21 protein-coding genes are annotated in these 15,998 nt (G+C 40.6%); 18 read left to right on the top strand and 3 right to left on the bottom strand.

All coding sequences use genetic code 11. The features are described from left to right. Positions 1-2: 2 nt before the first annotated feature. The 11 genes from rpmJ to rpsI all read left to right on the top strand — a co-directional run bounded on the left by rpmJ (position 3) and on the right by rpsI (position 7,202). Positions 3-116, top strand: a complete 114-nt coding sequence (rpmJ, locus tag MPH60_RS26525) for a 50S ribosomal protein L36 (protein WP_003156543.1) — start codon at positions 3-5, stop codon at positions 114-116. A gap of 22 nt (positions 117-138) precedes the next feature. Continuing rightward, entirely contained in the window at positions 139-504 is a 366-nt protein-coding gene (gene rpsM / locus MPH60_RS26520; protein WP_034304978.1) for a 30S ribosomal protein S13, read from the top strand. A gap of 22 nt (positions 505-526) precedes the next feature. Continuing rightward, entirely contained in the window at positions 527-916 is a 390-nt protein-coding gene (gene rpsK, locus MPH60_RS26515; protein ID WP_028390438.1) for a 30S ribosomal protein S11, read from the top strand. A 177-nt stretch (positions 917-1,093) separates the two neighbouring features. Further along, positions 1,094-2,038: a DNA-directed RNA polymerase subunit alpha gene (locus tag MPH60_RS26510; protein ID WP_034304976.1), complete on the top strand. Its 945-nt coding sequence runs from the start codon at positions 1,094-1,096 to the stop codon at positions 2,036-2,038. Positions 2,039-2,121: 83 nt separating this feature from the next. Continuing rightward, positions 2,122-2,484 (top strand): 50S ribosomal protein L17, encoded by a 363-nt coding sequence (gene rplQ / locus MPH60_RS26505; RefSeq protein ID WP_034304973.1) that lies wholly within the window; start codon positions 2,122-2,124, stop codon positions 2,482-2,484. Between the two features lie 366 nt (positions 2,485-2,850). Further along, on the top strand, positions 2,851-3,690 hold the full coding sequence (locus tag MPH60_RS26500) for an energy-coupling factor ABC transporter ATP-binding protein (protein ID WP_241593945.1): 840 nt from the start codon (positions 2,851-2,853) through the stop codon (positions 3,688-3,690). After that, complete coding sequence (locus tag MPH60_RS26495; RefSeq protein ID WP_241593946.1) at positions 3,666-4,532, top strand: energy-coupling factor ABC transporter ATP-binding protein; 867 nt, start codon at positions 3,666-3,668, stop codon at positions 4,530-4,532. Before MPH60_RS26500 ends, MPH60_RS26495 begins: the two co-directional genes overlap by 25 nt. Then, positions 4,532-5,332, top strand: coding sequence for an energy-coupling factor transporter transmembrane component T family protein (locus MPH60_RS26490; protein ID WP_241593948.1), 801 nt, complete (start codon positions 4,532-4,534; stop codon positions 5,330-5,332). Before MPH60_RS26495 ends, MPH60_RS26490 begins: the two co-directional genes overlap by 1 nt. Before the next feature lie 11 nt (positions 5,333-5,343). Beyond that, positions 5,344-6,084 (top strand): tRNA pseudouridine(38-40) synthase TruA, encoded by a 741-nt coding sequence (truA, locus tag MPH60_RS26485; protein WP_241593951.1) that lies wholly within the window; start codon positions 5,344-5,346, stop codon positions 6,082-6,084. A 267-nt stretch (positions 6,085-6,351) separates the two neighbouring features. After that, complete coding sequence (gene rplM / locus MPH60_RS26480; RefSeq protein ID WP_034304960.1) at positions 6,352-6,789, top strand: 50S ribosomal protein L13; 438 nt, start codon at positions 6,352-6,354, stop codon at positions 6,787-6,789. Positions 6,790-6,809: 20 nt separating this feature from the next. Then, a complete protein-coding gene (rpsI, locus tag MPH60_RS26475) occupies positions 6,810-7,202 on the top strand; it encodes a 30S ribosomal protein S9 (RefSeq protein ID WP_034304957.1) in 393 nt (130 codons plus the stop codon). 140 nt (positions 7,203-7,342) lie between these two features. On the opposite strand, the gene MPH60_RS26470 is transcribed toward rpsI, so the two are convergent. Continuing rightward, entirely contained in the window at positions 7,343-8,788 is a 1,446-nt protein-coding gene (locus MPH60_RS26470; RefSeq protein WP_241593953.1) for a DHA2 family efflux MFS transporter permease subunit, read from the bottom strand. Between the two features lie 171 nt (positions 8,789-8,959). Here MPH60_RS26470 and MPH60_RS26465 point away from each other — a divergent pair, with 171 nt between their 5' ends. From MPH60_RS26465 to MPH60_RS26445, 5 genes are all read left to right on the top strand, one after another. Then, positions 8,960-9,508: a TetR/AcrR family transcriptional regulator gene (locus MPH60_RS26465; protein WP_241593954.1), complete on the top strand. Its 549-nt coding sequence runs from the start codon at positions 8,960-8,962 to the stop codon at positions 9,506-9,508. A 143-nt stretch (positions 9,509-9,651) separates the two neighbouring features. Next, positions 9,652-10,182, top strand: coding sequence for an ECF transporter S component (locus MPH60_RS26460; RefSeq protein ID WP_241593956.1), 531 nt, complete (start codon positions 9,652-9,654; stop codon positions 10,180-10,182). Positions 10,183-10,627: 445 nt separating this feature from the next. After that, the gene (locus MPH60_RS26455; RefSeq protein WP_241593958.1) at positions 10,628-11,053 is read left to right on the top strand and encodes a DUF2521 family protein; all 426 of its coding nucleotides are present in this window, start codon (positions 10,628-10,630) and stop codon (positions 11,051-11,053) included. 83 nt (positions 11,054-11,136) lie between these two features. Beyond that, complete coding sequence (gene cwlD / locus MPH60_RS26450; RefSeq protein ID WP_241593959.1) at positions 11,137-11,853, top strand: N-acetylmuramoyl-L-alanine amidase CwlD; 717 nt, start codon at positions 11,137-11,139, stop codon at positions 11,851-11,853. A gap of 140 nt (positions 11,854-11,993) precedes the next feature. Next, positions 11,994-13,052: an Mrp/NBP35 family ATP-binding protein gene (locus tag MPH60_RS26445; RefSeq protein ID WP_098373554.1), complete on the top strand. Its 1,059-nt coding sequence runs from the start codon at positions 11,994-11,996 to the stop codon at positions 13,050-13,052. 44 nt (positions 13,053-13,096) lie between these two features. On the opposite strand, the gene gerD is transcribed toward MPH60_RS26445, so the two are convergent. Further along, a complete protein-coding gene (gene gerD / locus MPH60_RS26440) occupies positions 13,097-13,657 on the bottom strand; it encodes a spore germination lipoprotein GerD (protein WP_101225885.1) in 561 nt (186 codons plus the stop codon). 137 nt (positions 13,658-13,794) lie between these two features. Between gerD and MPH60_RS26435 the strand changes: the two genes are divergently transcribed. Next, the gene (locus MPH60_RS26435; protein WP_241593961.1) at positions 13,795-14,475 is read left to right on the top strand and encodes a KinB-signaling pathway activation protein; all 681 of its coding nucleotides are present in this window, start codon (positions 13,795-13,797) and stop codon (positions 14,473-14,475) included. A gap of 92 nt (positions 14,476-14,567) precedes the next feature. On the opposite strand, the gene pdaB is transcribed toward MPH60_RS26435, so the two are convergent. Continuing rightward, complete coding sequence (pdaB, locus tag MPH60_RS26430; RefSeq protein WP_241593962.1) at positions 14,568-15,320, bottom strand: polysaccharide deacetylase family sporulation protein PdaB; 753 nt, start codon at positions 15,318-15,320, stop codon at positions 14,568-14,570. A 132-nt stretch (positions 15,321-15,452) separates the two neighbouring features. Here pdaB and MPH60_RS26425 point away from each other — a divergent pair, with 132 nt between their 5' ends. Next, positions 15,453-15,689 carry a hypothetical protein gene (locus tag MPH60_RS26425; protein WP_241593963.1) on the top strand — a complete coding sequence of 79 codons (237 nt, stop codon included), beginning with the start codon at positions 15,453-15,455 and terminating at the stop codon, positions 15,687-15,689. The last annotated feature ends 309 nt before the right edge of the window (positions 15,690-15,998 follow it).

The raw sequence follows: 15,998 nt of genomic DNA, 5'->3' as shown, positions 1-15,998 counted from the left end.
CAATGAAAGTCAGACCATCAGTCAAACCAATCTGCGAAAAGTGTAAAGTTATCCGCAGAAAAGGTAAAGTTATGGTTATTTGCGAAAACCCTAAACATAAACAAAAACAAGGCTAAATAGAAGGAGGTGCACTCAAGCATGGCACGTATTGCTGGAGTAGATATTCCCCGTGACAAACGTATTGTTATCTCATTAACATATATATATGGTATTGGAAAACAAACAGCGATCAAGATTCTTGCAGAAGCAGGCGTTTCTGAAGAAACTCGCGTTCGTGACTTAACGGAAGACGAATTGAACAAAATTCGTGATATCATTGACAAGCTTAAAGTAGAAGGCGACCTTCGTCGTGAAATCTCCCTAAACATCAAACGTTTAATGGAAATCGGTTCTTACCGTGGTTTACGTCACCGTCGTGGTCTTCCTGTTCGCGGTCAAAATACAAAAAACAATGCTCGTACGCGTAAAGGACCTCGTCGTACTGTAGCTAACAAGAAAAAATAATTAGTAAAGGAGGTTACTTTTCATGGCACGTAAAACTAATACACGTAAACGTCGTGTGAAAAAGAATATAGAAACTGGTATTGCACATATTCGTTCAACATTCAATAACACTATCGTTACGATCACTGACTCTCATGGTAATGCTATTTCTTGGTCAAGTGCTGGAGCTCTAGGATTCCGTGGATCTCGTAAATCCACTCCGTTCGCTGCACAAATGGCTGCTGAAACAGCTGCTAAAACATCAATTGAACATGGTATGAAAACTCTTGAAGTTACAGTTAAAGGACCTGGTGCTGGACGTGAGGCTGCTATTCGTGCACTTCAAGCTGCTGGCCTAGAAGTAACTGCAATTAAAGATGTAACTCCAGTTCCACATAACGGATGCCGTCCACCAAAACGTCGCCGTGTTTAATTTTTCTGTATAGATTTTGTATTCCTGTCAATAATGGGATATAATACTGAGTTTGCGTTCTTACAGAGGATTAATTTTCAGTTGTTGCGCACAGCGGGAACGTATACATGGGGAATTTCGGTTTAAGTGAATTCGTTTACTTGCCGGGGTTTTGACGTTTTGAAGGAGGGTTTATTGATGATCGAAATAGAAAAACCAAAAATCGAAACGGTTGAAATCAACGACGATACCAAATACGGTAAATTCGTCGTAGAGCCACTAGAGCGTGGGTATGGTACTACATTGGGTAACTCCTTACGTCGTATCCTTTTATCCTCACTCCCAGGTGCTGCTGTCACAGCTATACAAATTGATGGAGTGCTACATGAGTTCTCAACAATTGAAGGCGTCGTGGAAGATGTAACATCTATCATTCTTAATGTGAAAAAACTAGCTCTTAAGATTTACTCTGATGAAGAGAAGACGCTGGAAATTGACGTTCAAGGTGACGGAGTCATCACGGCTGCTGATATCACTCATGATAGTGATGTAGAAATTCTTAATCCGGATTTATATATTGCTACAATTGGTAAAAACGGTCATATGCGTATGCGTTTATCTGCACGTCGCGGCCGCGGCTACACTCCTGCTGTTCAAAACAAGAGAGAAGACCAGCCAATTGGTGTAATTCCAATCGATGCTCTTTACACTCCAGTTTCACGCGTATCTTTCCAAGTTGAAAATACACGTGTTGGACAGTTGTCTAACTTTGACAAGTTAACGTTCGATGTTTGGACTGATGGCAGTACTGGTCCGCAAGAAGCGGTAGCACTTGGAGCTAAGATTTTAACAGAGCATTTAAATATCTTTGTTGGTTTAACCGATGAAGCTCAAAATGCTGAAATCATGGTTGAAAAAGAAGAAGATCAAAAAGAAAAAGTTCTTGAGATGACGATCGAAGAATTAGACCTTTCTGTTCGTTCTTACAACTGCTTGAAACGTGCTGGAATCAATACCGTTCAAGAGCTAGCTCATAAAACGGAAGAAGATATGATGAAAGTACGTAATCTAGGACGTAAATCACTTGAAGAAGTGAAAGCGAAACTAGAAGAATTAGGCTTAGGTCTTCGTAAAGACGACTGATAACATGGCGGAATCAATCCATTATGTTGTGAGCCTTGTTATAGACACACAATATAGAACTTCAACAAAGGAGGGAATCTCTAATGGGTTACAGAAAGTTAGGACGCACTAGCGCACAACGTAAAGCATTACTTCGTGATTTAGCTACGGATCTTATTATCCATGAGCGCATTGAAACTACTGAAGCACGTGCAAAGGAATTACGTTCTGTAGTAGATAAAATGATCACTCTTGGTAAACGTGGTGACTTGCATGCACGCCGTCAAGCTGCATCTTTCATCCGTAACGAAATCGCTGACGCTGAGAATGGCACAGATGCCCTTCAAAAACTATTCAGTGACGTGGCTCCACGTTATGAAGAACGTCAAGGTGGATACACTCGTATCATGAAAGTTGGTCCACGCCGCGGTGACGGTGCACCAGTCGTGGTTATTGAATTAGTTTAATAACAACGATGAAAAAGGGCGGGACAAATGAATATACTCACTTGTTCTATGCCCTTTTTCTTTTTTTTAAATAGAAATTCTGTACTTTAGAAATTCGCATTGAGTGTTACGATGGCTGGCGGAACCTGTATCATGCAGGGAGCCTTCACGTCTAGCTCAAGCATCCCTTCCCGCTTTTGATAAGCGATTATAAGATAACCTGTTTTTCGTAACAGGCCCGCTGTTAGCTGCTCTTAATTTACCGAAAATTCTTTCGGTGGAAGGGGTGCAGCGTTTTTTTATATTTTCAGAAGGAAAATCACTATATTTATTTTGAGTGAGCAGAGTTTAGTTTAGACGAGTGCAGTCGAGAATGAGGAGGGCCACATGGTGAAGAAGCTGGTTTCTTTAAATAATATTGTTTTTAAATATGAGGGTCAGTCTCGAAACGCCTTGGATGATGTTTCTTTTGATATTCATCAGGGGGAGTGGCTTGCGATTGTCGGACATAATGGCTCTGGCAAGTCGACATTAGCGAAGTTACTGAATGGTCTTCAGTTCGCTAACTCAGGTACCATTACGATTAATGATCAACTTTTGACAGAAGAATCCGTTTGGGATGTACGCCAGAAAATTGGCATGGTTTTTCAAAACCCAGATAATCAATTTGTAGGCACTACAGTTCAGGATGATGTGGCTTTTGGTTTAGAAAACGCCGGTGTTTCTCAGCAGGTTATGGTGGATCGTGTTCATGGTGCGTTAAATAAGGTTAAAATGAATGCCTTTCTTAATCAAGAGCCGCACCATCTATCCGGCGGTCAAAAGCAAAGAGTGGCCATAGCAGGTGTAATAGCCCTGCAGCCAGACATAATCATCTTAGATGAAGCAACCTCCATGCTTGACCCAAGAGGCCGTGAAGAAGTGCTTGAAACAGTTAGGGAATTAATGCAGGAAAACGATATTACTGTCATATCAATCACCCATGATCTTGAGGAAGCTGCGAAAGCTGACCGAATGATAGTCATGAACCAAGGTCGGTTATATCGTGAAGGATCGCCTCAGGATATTTTTGAATTAGAGGAAGAATTGATAGCTCTTGGTCTGGATATTCCCTTTTCAGTGAAACTAACCAAGGAGTTACAAAAAAATGGTGTTCGTGTAGTTGATGGGCATTTGACAGAGGAAGAGTTGGTGAAGGATTTATGCGAATTACACTCGATGATGTAGAATACCGCTATCAGGTGAATACTCCTTTTGAACATCTAGCCCTTCATGATGTCAATATTTCAATGGAGCCGGGAACCTATACCGCAATCATCGGGCATACAGGGTCCGGGAAATCCACGCTACTGCAGCATTTGAATGCTCTTTTAAAACCGACGAAGGGTCGGGTTTTCATTGGGGATCGGACGATTGAAGCCGGAAGAAAAGAAAAGGTTTTGCGGCCAATAAGACAAAAGGTCGGAATTGTTTTTCAGTTTCCGGAACATCAGTTATTTGATGAAACGGTTGAAAAGGATATATGTTTCGGTCCGATGAACTTTGGCGTTTCTGAAATCGATGCTAAGAAACTGGCCAGGAAAGCCATCGCGCAAGTCGGTTTGAATGAGGAAGTTCTTGAAAAATCTCCATTCGACTTATCCGGCGGACAAATGCGACGGGTGGCCATCGCTGGGGTACTTGCCATGGAGCCGGAAGTATTGGTGCTTGATGAGCCTACAGCGGGTCTGGATCCGCGAGGACGTAAAGAAATCATGGATATGTTTTATGATCTGCATAAAGCAAGAGGCATTTCAACGATTCTGGTGACTCATAGCATGGAGGATGCAGCCAAGTATGCGGATGACATCATTATCATGCATAAGGGTACGGTTTTCAAAAAGGGGACCCCCCAGGAAATTTTCTCGGAGCCGGAACAATTAATGGAGCTTGGCCTGGATGTTCCTGATACGGTCCGTTTTCAGCTAAAGCTCCAGAAGGAACTTGGTGTTCGATTTGATCATCCATGTCTTAATATCGGTGATTTAGCGATAGAAATAGATAAAGCCATGAAACGGGGGAACCGCTGATGCTGGATAAAATGATTATCGGGCGTTATGTCCCTGCAAATTCACTGATGCACAAGATGGATCCAAGGGCTAAATTGCTCCTTGTGTTCCTGTTTGTTTGTGTCGTCTTTTTGGCGAATAATGTCGTTTCTTACGGTTTGCTTGCTGTATTCACCATCCTTTTGATCATTCTTTCCAAAATACCGCTCCGTTATCTTTATAATGGGTTAAAACCAATCTTTTTCTTGATTGTATTTACATTCCTTCTCCATATATTTTTTACGAAAGAAGGGGAATTGCTTTTTGAATACGGTTGGTTTGAAATCTATGAAGGCGGTTTGATTCAAGGTTTTTTCATATCAGTAAGATTTACATTATTAATCCTTGTTACGTCACTTTTAACTTTGACGACATCCCCGATATCCATTACAGATGGAATGGAAGAGCTGTTGGGGCCCTTGAAAAAGTGGAAGATGCCTGTACATGAACTGGCATTGATGATGTCCATTGCGCTTCGTTTCATTCCAACGCTAATGGAGGAAACGGAAAAAATCATGAAGGCCCAAACTGCAAGAGGCGTTGACTTTTCATCTGGCCCGATAAAGGACAGGGTTAAATCGATTGTACCGCTGCTTGTTCCTTTATTTGTTAGTTCGTTCAAACGGGCTGAGGAATTGGCAACTGCCATGGAATCAAGAGGATACCGTGGCGGGGAAGGCCGCACGAAATATCGCCAATTGAACTGGAAGATGAGTGATAGTCTTTTGATGGTCTCAATCGGTGTTCTAACGGTCATGTTATTTTTATTACGTTCATACTAAGGAAGAGTACTATGCCAAAATATAAATGTGTGATCGCTTATGACGGCACGGATTTTGCTGGTTATCAGGTGCAGCCTGAGAAGCGCACCATACAAAGTGAATTCGAGGCAGTCTTGGCCCAAATGCATAAAGGCACAATTATAAAAGTGACTGCTTCAGGCAGGACAGATTCAGGAGTCCATGCAAAGGGGCAGGTACTTCACTTTGAATCACCCCTTACATTCCCTACGGAAAATTGGGTAAAGGCGTTCAGCGCCCTTCTTCCGACCGATATCATCGTTCTGGAAGTCGACATCGTGCCTGACGATTTTCATGCAAGGTTCCATACGACCGGGAAAGAGTACCGTTATGTCATAGCCCGCTCGAAACTGCGGGATCCGTTCCAGCGAAATTACGCTTATCATTATCCCTACCCGTTAGATGGGGAGGCGATGAAGGAAGCAATCTCCTACTTGATTGGGACACATGACTTTACAAGTTTTTGTTCGGCCAAGACGGAAGTAGTCGATAAAGTTCGGACGATACAAGTGATGGATTTTGAAGAGAGCGATGGTTTCATGGTTTTCCGCTTCGTTGGCGAAGGTTTTTTGTATAATATGGTGCGTATCTTGGTTGGGACGCTCCTCGATGTCGGCAGCGGCAAGATGTCACCCCGTGATATGAGCGGGATTTTGGCCAAAAAGGACCGCAGTTTTGCAGGGAAAACAGCACCGGCCCAAGGCTTATATTTATGGAAAGTATTTTACAAATAAAATTATTTTCGAAGTGATTCCAGTTTTTTTACAACTGGGAAACGAGATGAACTCAGTAATGGAGCGGTTTGACGCTTCACTGACCTTTTCATGGAGTTGCAGAGAGTGTTTTATAGACAACTTATCCTAGTGTAACATTCCCTTGACAATGAATCTGGGAGAAGTTAATATAATATGGTATGTATTTTAATCCCACGATAAGCCCCGGAAGTTTATTGTGATTGAAAATAAATATAAAAAATTAAAAAGTTTTTTAGGAGGTTAACCATGCGTACGACATTTATGGCGAAAGCTAATGAAGTAGAACGTAAATGGTATGTGATTGACGCTGAAGGCAAAACTTTGGGTCGCCTTTCTACTGAAGTAGCATCCATCTTACGTGGTAAACATAAACCAACTTTTACACCGAACATTGACACTGGTGATCATGTAATTCTAATCAATGTTGAAAAAATCCACTTGACTGGTAAAAAATTGACTGACAAAATTTATTACCGTCACACTATGCATCCAGGCGGTCTTAAAACTAGAACTGCTCTTGAAATGCGTACAAACTACCCTGAGAGAATGCTTGAACTTGCTATCAAAGGTATGCTTCCAAAGAATTCTCTTGGTCGTCAAATCTACAAAAAATTACACGTATACGCTGGAGCTGAGCACCCACACGCTGCTCAACAACCAGAAGTATACGAATTACGCGGATAATTACTAAGGAGGTTACTATCTTGGCACAAGTTCAATATTATGGTACTGGTCGCCGTAAGAGCTCAGTAGCTCGTGTACGTTTAGTACCAGGCGAAGGTCGCATCGTTATTAACGGTCGTGACATCAATGAATATATTCCTTTCGCAGCATTACGTGAAGTTGTAAACCAACCACTAGTTGCAACAGAAACTACTGGAAATTACGACGTTCTAGTAAACGTTAGCGGTGGTGGATACACTGGTCAAGCTGGAGCAATCCGTCACGGTATCGCTCGTGCATTGCTTCAAGTTGATCCAGAATACCGTCCATCTCTTAAAACTGCTGGTTTACTAACTCGTGACCCACGTATGAAAGAGCGTAAAAAATACGGTCTTAAAGGCGCACGTCGTGCACCTCAGTTCTCAAAACGTTAATTCTATTACCGTTTCAAAGACTCTCAACCATTTTGGTTGGGGGTCTTTTTTATGCCCGGAAAATGTGTGTACCTGAAATATAAAAAGCATATCCGGGATCTCCCGGATATGCTTTATTTTCCATACTCCATTTTAATCATTTAGTTATGAGATTCACCTTGGTTTTTTTTGATTACGGCTTTTCCCGGCATGAAGCATGCAACAATTAACGCCACAAAAGATAAGATTAACATGAATACATAGGCTTCACTTGAGCCAAAGATGGAAGCTAATGCCTTTAGTTGAATAGCTGAAATATTTTCATTCATTGATAGCTCAGAAGCATGCGAAGTTGCCTGCATTGTATACACTGTGATGACAACGGCCGTCCCGATGGCACCTGACAATTGGCGAATGGTATTATTTACAGCTGAACCATGGGAGCCCAATTCTCTTGGTAAAGCATTCAACCCCGCTGTATTTAATGGCATGGTAATGAAGCTCAAACCAATTCGTAATATTATGGTACGCACCATGATGTAGCTATAGGTTGTGGATTCACTTATATCTATGACTCCCCACATCGAAACAATGATGAATATCAAACCTGTAATAAAGAGTGGTTTAGCACCATATTTATCAAACATTTTACCTGTGACAGGGGATAAGAAGGCATTGATCACTGCTCCGGGTAGAAGCAGCAAACCTGCTTCAAATGCTGTAAAACCTCGTCCATTCTGCAGGTAGATTGGTAAAAGAATTAAATCGGCATACATGATCATCGTAATTAGTACATTGATGATGGACGTAAGCGTGAAAACTTTATACTTGAATACAGATAAATTTAATAGTGGATCGCTGGATTTCATTTGACGTAAACAGAATAGGGTCGACACGATTATTCCGATGATTATTGCAGTAAGGACTACGGGATCATTCCATCCCTTGCTTCCTGCGCTGCTAAATCCAAATAATATACAGCCAAAACCAATCGTCGATAAAATGACACTTATGATATCCAATTTTGCTTTTGTTGTCTCGGTAACATTCATTAAATATTTGAACGCTAGAACGATGACGATTAGTAAAAATGGAATTAACCCAATGAATAGCCATCTCCATGAAACATATTCAATGATGAAACCAGATAATGTAGGGGCTATGGCTGGAGCGAAGATTATCGCAAAGCCGATTGTCCCCATAATGCTTCCGCGCTTTTCGCTAGGATATAAATATAAAATGACAGTCATCATTAGAGGGATCATAATCCCGGCACCAATTGCTTGAATCATTCTGCCCGTTAACAGCACCCCAAAATTCCCCGCACATGCGCAAAGGACAGAGCCAATGAGCAAAAAGGACATCGAGCTAATAAATAGCTGCCTTGTTGTAAACCGTTGCATTAAAAAGGCAGTGATTGGCACTAAGACACCGTTCACTAGCATAAAGCCTGTTGATAACCATTGTACAGTTGCAGCCGTTACATCAAATACCTCCATTAAACCACTCAAAGCAACATTTAATAAAGTCTGATTTAATGTTGATAAAAAACACCCGGCTATCAGTACAATTAATAAAACTTTTTTATTTTTTTCAGATATGTCCATTCGTAAACCCCTTCATTTTTGACTTGCATTCTCAACACCGTGTCGATAAAATCGATGGTAACAAAAAAATATGTTGCTTACCATGAACAGTTTTCTTGAAAATGTTCACTAATCGACATAGAAATATATGCTGTTGAGAAAGTCAGGAAAAAATCAATAAAGGAGTTTAAAATGTCTATACCTAAAAAAGAAGACCCTCGTACAATTCGGTCAAGGGAAATGTTTAAGAATGCTGTCATTGCTCTCTTATGCGAGGACCCCATAATTACAAATTTAACGGTTCAGAAAATTGCAGCCAAAGCAGGGTTGAATCGGACAACATTCTACCTGCATTATCAGGATATTCAAGATTTACTAACGCAAATCACGGAAGAGATTTTAAATGAGCTTTCCGATAAAATTTTTGCTTTATTACATGCAAAAGATTTATCGGAAAAACAACAGCTAACACAATTGCTTGATTATTTATATATCCATCGAAATTATTTGCTTATTTTATTTAAAACGAATCAGTTCGAGGAACAATTGTTTTCATTATTAAAGCAATTGGTGGAAATAAGAAGGAAGAATACCAAGAAGGATTTACCTGCTGATTATGTTGATATTGACATTAAAACGGCCTCATTGGTAGGCATTATAATATGGTGGTTAAGAAAGGGGCTTCATTTTAGTTCAGATTATATTGCCAATCAAATTTATTTGATGTACAGGGTGCAATGATGTTGGGGTGTTTTTTATTCCGGAAAAAGATTTGACCGCATTTTCAGCATCAAATATGTAATACTGAATTTTTTGTAAAATCCATATTTATTAAGTCTCTGTTTAAGAGTATGATAATACTTAAAAAAGGAAGAGGACTTCATATGAATTCAACATACTCACCGATTGAAGCAACTAAAACAAAAGCCTTGGTCATCAATGCGCTATTCATTGCGTTAACCCTTGTAGCGACAATGTTCATCAACATCAAGCTCCCAATAATGGGTAACGGAGGCCTGATCCATCTGGGTAACGTTCCCCTTTTTATAGCAGCTTTGGTATATGGCAAAAAAACAGGGGCGATAGCAGGCGCCTTTGGTATGGCCTTCTTCGACCTATTCTCTGGTTGGGCAGCATGGGCACCGTTTACGTTCGTCATCGTAGGAGCAATGGGCTTTCTAGCAGGCCTTATATCTGAAAAGGTACCAGGAAAAAGAGAACTTGTATACACTATCGCCGTTGCCGTTGCATTGATTATAAAAATCGTCGGCTACTATTTCGTCGAAGTTATTCTTTATGGTAACTGGATACAGCCATTTGGCTCCATCCCCGGAAACGTAATGCAGGTAGTTATAGCTGGAATAATTGTAGTGCCGCTTGCTGGACGATTAAAGAAAAGAGCTGGACAGATATAAAGTGGAACATGGGTATCCATTTCAAAACATCGTGTAGGCACCACCATTGAATTTCTGACAGTTTAAAAGTTAGATAAAAGGACATCCGTTTACCATGGATGTCCTTTTATCTTAATAAAATTCAAATTGTATTGATCAAGATCCAAAGAGACACGCGCAGTGAGCGACCCAAGTCGGTAAGGTCAGCCTCGGGTAGCGGCCTGAGTGGCGAGTTATGGGTGATGGTTCCAAGTTTTCTGCCAGTAAACATCATCCGAAAGTGCTTTTGCCCTTTGACAGGCTTATGGAAGATAGCGTATGACATATCGAATTAAATTACCTGCCGAACCTATCCTCATTAATTTTTGCCAATGGAATAAATGAATGGTTCAAATTAGAACGCTAAAACTAAATTATGTCTTGGGAAATAATTTTGGGAAATGGGGAATTGCCCCGGAGGTGAATTATGGCTGTGATATTAGGTTTACAGGAGATGCAAAGGGAAAGGCAATTGAAGTTCGAACGCAAGCTGCTCAGGGAACTTTCTATCGAGGATATGAAGGGAAGGATTCAGCGTTACTTCGGACAGGATTTGATGGATGTTTTGGAGGAAGGATACTTTGATGTTGCCATCGAGGCTTATTTATTAGGAGCGAACTATAGTAAGTTTGGCTATTATGGTGAGTCGGAAGAAGATGTAAGGTCAAGGTGCTGGAAGGAAGAGAAGTTTTTGGTCGATACTCTTTTTAACTTCATTTTGTATTGGCGGGAAGTTACAGCGAATAATGCTTTTGATGAAGGGTTGTTTTATTGCTGTGAAGGATTTGTGGGGGATTGGTGGCTGGACGGCTTTAAGACTGGTGAAAAACGATATAAAATGAAACTGCATTAAGAAAGGAAAATTCCCATTCCATGTTCTAATTCCATGGTTTGTCCCATACTTTTTAGTAGAGAGATCATGGAAGGGGAACGGTCATGCGCAGAAAGCTGAAATATACAGGAATCGCTATGGGATTGTTTGTCCTTTTTTTAATTGTGACTTTTAAATTTGTTGAAGATGATTCTTGGGACTCCTGGAATCTTCCGTTGGCAGGTAAGGTCATCATTCTGGATGCAGGTCACGGAGGAATGGACGGCGGGGCAAATGTACAAGAGGTTATGGAAAAGGAAATTGCCCTATCCGTTTCATTAAAGGTCAGGGACTATTTACAGGAACAGGGTGCCCTTGTCATCATGACACGTGAGAAGGATGAGGATTTGGCACAGGGAAATACAAAGGGGATCCGCCAGCGAAAACAGGAGGATCTACGGAATCGGGTTGAAATGATCAATGATTCGGAAGCGGACTTATTTTTAAGCATTCATTTGAACTCTTTTCCATCAGCATCATCGAAAGGTGCCCAGACCTTTTATACAAATAGGTTTGAGGAAAATGAACAGGTGGCAAAATTCATTCAGACTGAAATCATCAGAAACCTGGAAAATACAAAGCGTGATGCAAAAACGATTAATCATGTGTATTTAATGAATTATGCCAAGAAACCGGGGGCACTTGTGGAAATTGGCTTTCTTTCCAATACCGAGGAAAGGGAACGCCTAATCAGTGATAAGTATCAAGAAAAGGTTGCCAGTTCGATTTATATGGGCATTTTACGGTACTTTACAGAGGAAAAAATATCGGATGAAGAGTGATGTCTGGGTCTTGTAAGGTACAAGACCTTTTTATTATGGGGAAAATTATCAGGTTTCGCATGCGGGTAAGAAAATAAGTTTTCTTTCCGTTATATGTTATACTGAAAAATGGGAAAATAAAATTCAAAGGGGTGCTCGACTTGTTAACAGAAGAGAAAGTACTGAATTTATTAAAGGATCTTAAAGACCCTTTTCTACATAAAAACCTTGAAGAGACAAATGGAATTATAGAAATCAAAATAAAACCCGAAAAGAATCATGTAAGCGTTAAACTGGCGATTGCGAAAACGGGGACTGCCGAACAAATGCAAATGCAATCGGAAGTTGTGGACTTGCTGAAAACGAACGGAGCGGAATCGGTAGGTATACGTTTTACGGAGCTTTCAGAAGAGGAGTTAGCCAAGCATCGTGAAAGCATTCCTCAGGATGAAGCGGACCAAGGGTTGCTTGGGCCTAACAGCAAGACACAATTCATCGCGATCGCCAGTGGTAAAGGCGGGGTGGGAAAATCTACGATTTCAGTGAATTTCGCTACTTCACTTGCTCGTTTGGGTAAAAAGGTCGGACTGGTTGACGCCGATATTTACGGATTCAGCGTACCTGATATGATGGGGATAACAAAAAGACCGGTTGTTCGCGGGGAAAAAATCATTCCTGTAGAACGGTTTGGCGTTCAAGTTATCTCAATGGGCTTTTTTGTAGAGGATAACGCGCCGATCATCTGGAGAGGACCGATGCTGGGTAAAATGCTTAACAGTTTCTTTAACGAAGTGGAATGGGGAGATTTGGACTATTTGGTCCTTGACTTACCGCCGGGTACAGGCGATGTTGCTTTGGACGTTCATACGATGCTCCCTTCATGTAAAGAAATCATCGTTACAACACCGCATCCGACTGCAGCCTTCGTTGCGGCAAGAGCTGGTGCCATGGCCATCAAGACAGAACACGAAGTCATTGGTGTCATAGAGAACATGTCATTCTTCGAAAGTAAAACGACGGGTGAAAAAGAATATGTCTTCGGAAAAGGCGGCGGAGAGAAGCTTGCAGAAGAGCTTCGTACAGAAGTTTTAGGTCAACTTCCCCTGCAACAGCCGGATTGGAACGAAGAGGACTTTGCTCCATCCATTTACGCAGCGGACCATAGGCTCGGAAGAATTTACGAAGATATTGCTAAGAAAGTCATTGAAAAACTACAATAAAAATAAGGCTGATTCCGATTGGAATCAGCCTCATTTCGTTCTTTTTACTTTTTCTCCTTCTCGGCTGCTTTAGTGGCTGCTTTATCCAATTTCTCTTGCATTTTAGCTTGGACGAGAGGACTCTCCATGGTTTCGATGATCAGCTCTTTATAGACCGACCGCATCTCCTTGGTTTTTAATAACTTATTCATTTCTTTTTCCATATCCGGTTCTTTCATTATTTCCATAAGCATTCCACGATACTGAGGATCAGCAGTTAAGTCCTTCAAAACCTTTTTATGTTCGTCTTCTAATGCTTTAGCATATGCGGAAGCGAATTCGGGATCATTAAATGTCTTTTTCCAAAATTCCTTCCCTTTATCTGAAGTGACCATATCTTCAATGGATTTCTTAATGTCATCCGAATCCATAATAAGTTCAGCTTTCGTTTTATCATCAGTAATGATATCCTGGATGGCCTTTTTTCCATCATCTGTCTTCAAGATATCGACGACCATCTTCTTTGTCTCTTCATATTCCATTTTTTCTGCGCCTGCTCCATTTTGAGCACAACCGGAACAAACGAGTAAGAATGACGTGAAAAGCAAAGCAACTCCCACTCTCATACGCAGGGCCCCTTTCATCCTTCTTACTGTTAATATGGTTCCAATCGGCGATATTATTCCTTGGTGGAATAAGTGGATTTTTCCAAATTTGGTTGGTACAATTAAGGAAATGAAATAGAAATGTATGGAGGAAAACAATGAACAGCCGTAATTTAGTTAAATTGTTTTTAACAACATTGCTTATAGGTGGTGTAACGGGCGGAGTTGTAGGTTTCTTGGCCCGGTGGAGTGAGTTTAAGCCTTATTTCTCTTCTTTTGATGTCAGTGCCATCTTATCAACGTTTATTTGGTTATTCGGTGTTGGATTAATTTTCAGTGTCATAAGCCAAGCCGGCTTTTTTGCCTATTTAACGATACATCGTTTTGGTCTGGGAGTATTTAAAAGCGCTTCCTTATGGAATGCCGTTCAACTTGTACTCATTCTTTTTGTTGTTTTCGATCTTGTTTACCTGCGATATCTTAGCTTTGGTTCAGGCGAAGGGATCAGTTCCTACATCGTGTTAGCATTGGTTGTATTGGCCTTAGGGCTTGTTACAGCTTATTTCAAAATGAAACAAACGAATAAACAGTCGTTCATACCAGCCTTGTTTTTCATGGTCGTGTTCACGGTTTTGGAGTGGTTACCTGTCCTAAGTGCCAATGATGAAAGCTGGCTTTACTTCATGCTGTTTCCATTGCTGGTCTGCAATGCCTATCAATTATTGGTCCTGAGCAAATTGATTGAAATTTCACAAAAGGAATTGGCCAGTAAAAGAGAGCGTAAGCAAACTCCGGCAAAGGGAAAGATGAAAGCCGGTGAACTTGGTAAAGGCAGCTGACCTATATGTAAGTCAGGGCATACATAAGGAAGTAAACATAAAAACTGCGTACTAAAGGTTCATGGAGACCATTAGTACGCAGTTTTTTCAGTTCAGCGAATTTCCTCACTGCTTGCTGATGAATTGGAAATCATCTCTGAAACGTTAACGAAGTTTAAATTTTTTGATCGAAGTTCACCTATTAACTCCGGTAAAGCCTTATTCGTTTGTTTTGCTGAGTCTGAAGCATGTAATAAGATGATATCACCCTTTTGGGCCTTGGTGATGTTCTGTACGATTCGATCCACACCCGGATTGGTCCAATCCTTTGAATCGATGCTCCAATGGACAACAGTATATCCGAATTTCTCGCTGATCTTTAAAAGGCGTTTATCAAAGTGACCGGTGGGAGCGCGTAAAAGTTCTATATTCTTTATATTAAGTTTTTTAAATGCTTCCTGCGCTTTAGAAATATCCCGGATGATTTCCTGATCCTCCATTTCGGAATAATCCTTATAATCGTAACCAAGGATGCCGATTTCATATCCCTCTTTCACGATTTCCGCTACTATGTCCGGATGACGTTCAGCCCAGGATCCTGAGAGGAAAAATGTGGCGGATTTAATTTTTTCCCTTTTTAATGTCTCTATTATCGGAGCGGCTTTCTCGTCACCCCAGCCGATATTGAACGTGATCGCAACATTCTTTTCCCCTTTATAAACAGCTTTCGGCCCATCTTCTGTAGAAAAAACGGGGGCATGAAGAATGTTTTGTACAAAAAGGAACCAGGCGGTAAAAAGTGCCGTAAGTAATATTAACGAATAATATTTGATCTTCTTGGCTTGAAGCACCATGAAAAATTTCATTAATCCATCCCCTTGTCCAAAGTACTCTTGTCTTCAAATTTATGCGCAAGGATTATTGTTATGCAAAAAAATCAGTTGAAAATTCATAAAAATGCTGGCAATGGGGAATGCTGTCTGGTGGAGGTGTGAACTATGCTCGGTTTATTGATTAATGACAAGGAGAAGATGGAATTGGAGTACCTTTTAAAAAGAGAGATGGATGAAATACTATTCGATCTGCAGGATGACAGAATCGATCACTTAGTCAAAAGGGCAATAAACGAGAAATATAACATCCTTTTCAGCCTGTTTAAAAGGATGAGCACCGAGGAGGAATGCCTAATGTATATGAGGGGAAAAAAGAATTTGTCCAAAGGGAATCAGTCATGAGATTCAAAAGTGAATTATATTTAAAAAATCTATTGACTATTGATTTATACGCTGGTATATTATAAAAGTTGCTGCAACGTAAAAGCTTTTGAAAAAGAATGAAAAAAACTTTTAAAAAAAACTTATTGACGAAGTAGTAATAAGATGTTAAGATATTAAAGTCGCTAAGAGATGCGGCAAACAAATTGCTCTTTGAAAACTGAACAAAACAAAGCGCCAACGTTAAATTTTAAGTGAGCACACACTATCAAAAAAGCAAATGAGCAAGTCAAACATTTCTTCGGAGAGTTTGATCCTGGCTCAGGACGA

It is taken from the genome of Peribacillus sp. Aquil_B1 (assembly GCF_022603275.1).
Lineage (GTDB): Bacteria > Bacillota > Bacilli > Bacillales > DSM-1321 > Peribacillus.
This window is presented reverse-complemented; position numbering and strand designations above follow the sequence as displayed.

Excerpts from the sequence above, each read along its gene's own strand:
- rpmJ (WP_003156543.1), top strand. The coding sequence starts at position 3 with ATGAAAGTCAGACCATCAGTCAAACCAATCTGCGAAAAGTGTAAAGTT.
- rpsM (WP_034304978.1), top strand. The coding sequence starts at position 139 with ATGGCACGTATTGCTGGAGTAGATATTCCCCGTGACAAACGTATTGTT.
- rpsK (WP_028390438.1), top strand. The coding sequence starts at position 527 with ATGGCACGTAAAACTAATACACGTAAACGTCGTGTGAAAAAGAATATA.
- MPH60_RS26510 (WP_034304976.1), top strand. The coding sequence starts at position 1,094 with ATGATCGAAATAGAAAAACCAAAAATCGAAACGGTTGAAATCAACGAC.
- rplQ (WP_034304973.1), top strand. The coding sequence starts at position 2,122 with ATGGGTTACAGAAAGTTAGGACGCACTAGCGCACAACGTAAAGCATTA.
- MPH60_RS26500 (WP_241593945.1), top strand. The coding sequence starts at position 2,851 with ATGGTGAAGAAGCTGGTTTCTTTAAATAATATTGTTTTTAAATATGAG.
- MPH60_RS26495 (WP_241593946.1), top strand. The coding sequence starts at position 3,666 with ATGCGAATTACACTCGATGATGTAGAATACCGCTATCAGGTGAATACT.
- MPH60_RS26490 (WP_241593948.1), top strand. The coding sequence starts at position 4,532 with ATGCTGGATAAAATGATTATCGGGCGTTATGTCCCTGCAAATTCACTG.
- truA (WP_241593951.1), top strand. The coding sequence starts at position 5,344 with ATGCCAAAATATAAATGTGTGATCGCTTATGACGGCACGGATTTTGCT.
- rplM (WP_034304960.1), top strand. The coding sequence starts at position 6,352 with ATGCGTACGACATTTATGGCGAAAGCTAATGAAGTAGAACGTAAATGG.
- MPH60_RS26470 (WP_241593953.1), bottom strand. The coding sequence starts at position 8,788 with ATGGACATATCTGAAAAAAATAAAAAAGTTTTATTAATTGTACTGATA.
- MPH60_RS26465 (WP_241593954.1), top strand. The coding sequence starts at position 8,960 with ATGTCTATACCTAAAAAAGAAGACCCTCGTACAATTCGGTCAAGGGAA.
- MPH60_RS26460 (WP_241593956.1), top strand. The coding sequence starts at position 9,652 with ATGAATTCAACATACTCACCGATTGAAGCAACTAAAACAAAAGCCTTG.
- MPH60_RS26455 (WP_241593958.1), top strand. The coding sequence starts at position 10,628 with ATGGCTGTGATATTAGGTTTACAGGAGATGCAAAGGGAAAGGCAATTG.
- cwlD (WP_241593959.1), top strand. The coding sequence starts at position 11,137 with ATGCGCAGAAAGCTGAAATATACAGGAATCGCTATGGGATTGTTTGTC.
- gerD (WP_101225885.1), bottom strand. The coding sequence starts at position 13,657 with ATGAGAGTGGGAGTTGCTTTGCTTTTCACGTCATTCTTACTCGTTTGT.
- MPH60_RS26435 (WP_241593961.1), top strand. The coding sequence starts at position 13,795 with ATGAACAGCCGTAATTTAGTTAAATTGTTTTTAACAACATTGCTTATA.
- pdaB (WP_241593962.1), bottom strand. The coding sequence starts at position 15,320 with ATGAAATTTTTCATGGTGCTTCAAGCCAAGAAGATCAAATATTATTCG.
- MPH60_RS26425 (WP_241593963.1), top strand. The coding sequence starts at position 15,453 with ATGCTCGGTTTATTGATTAATGACAAGGAGAAGATGGAATTGGAGTAC.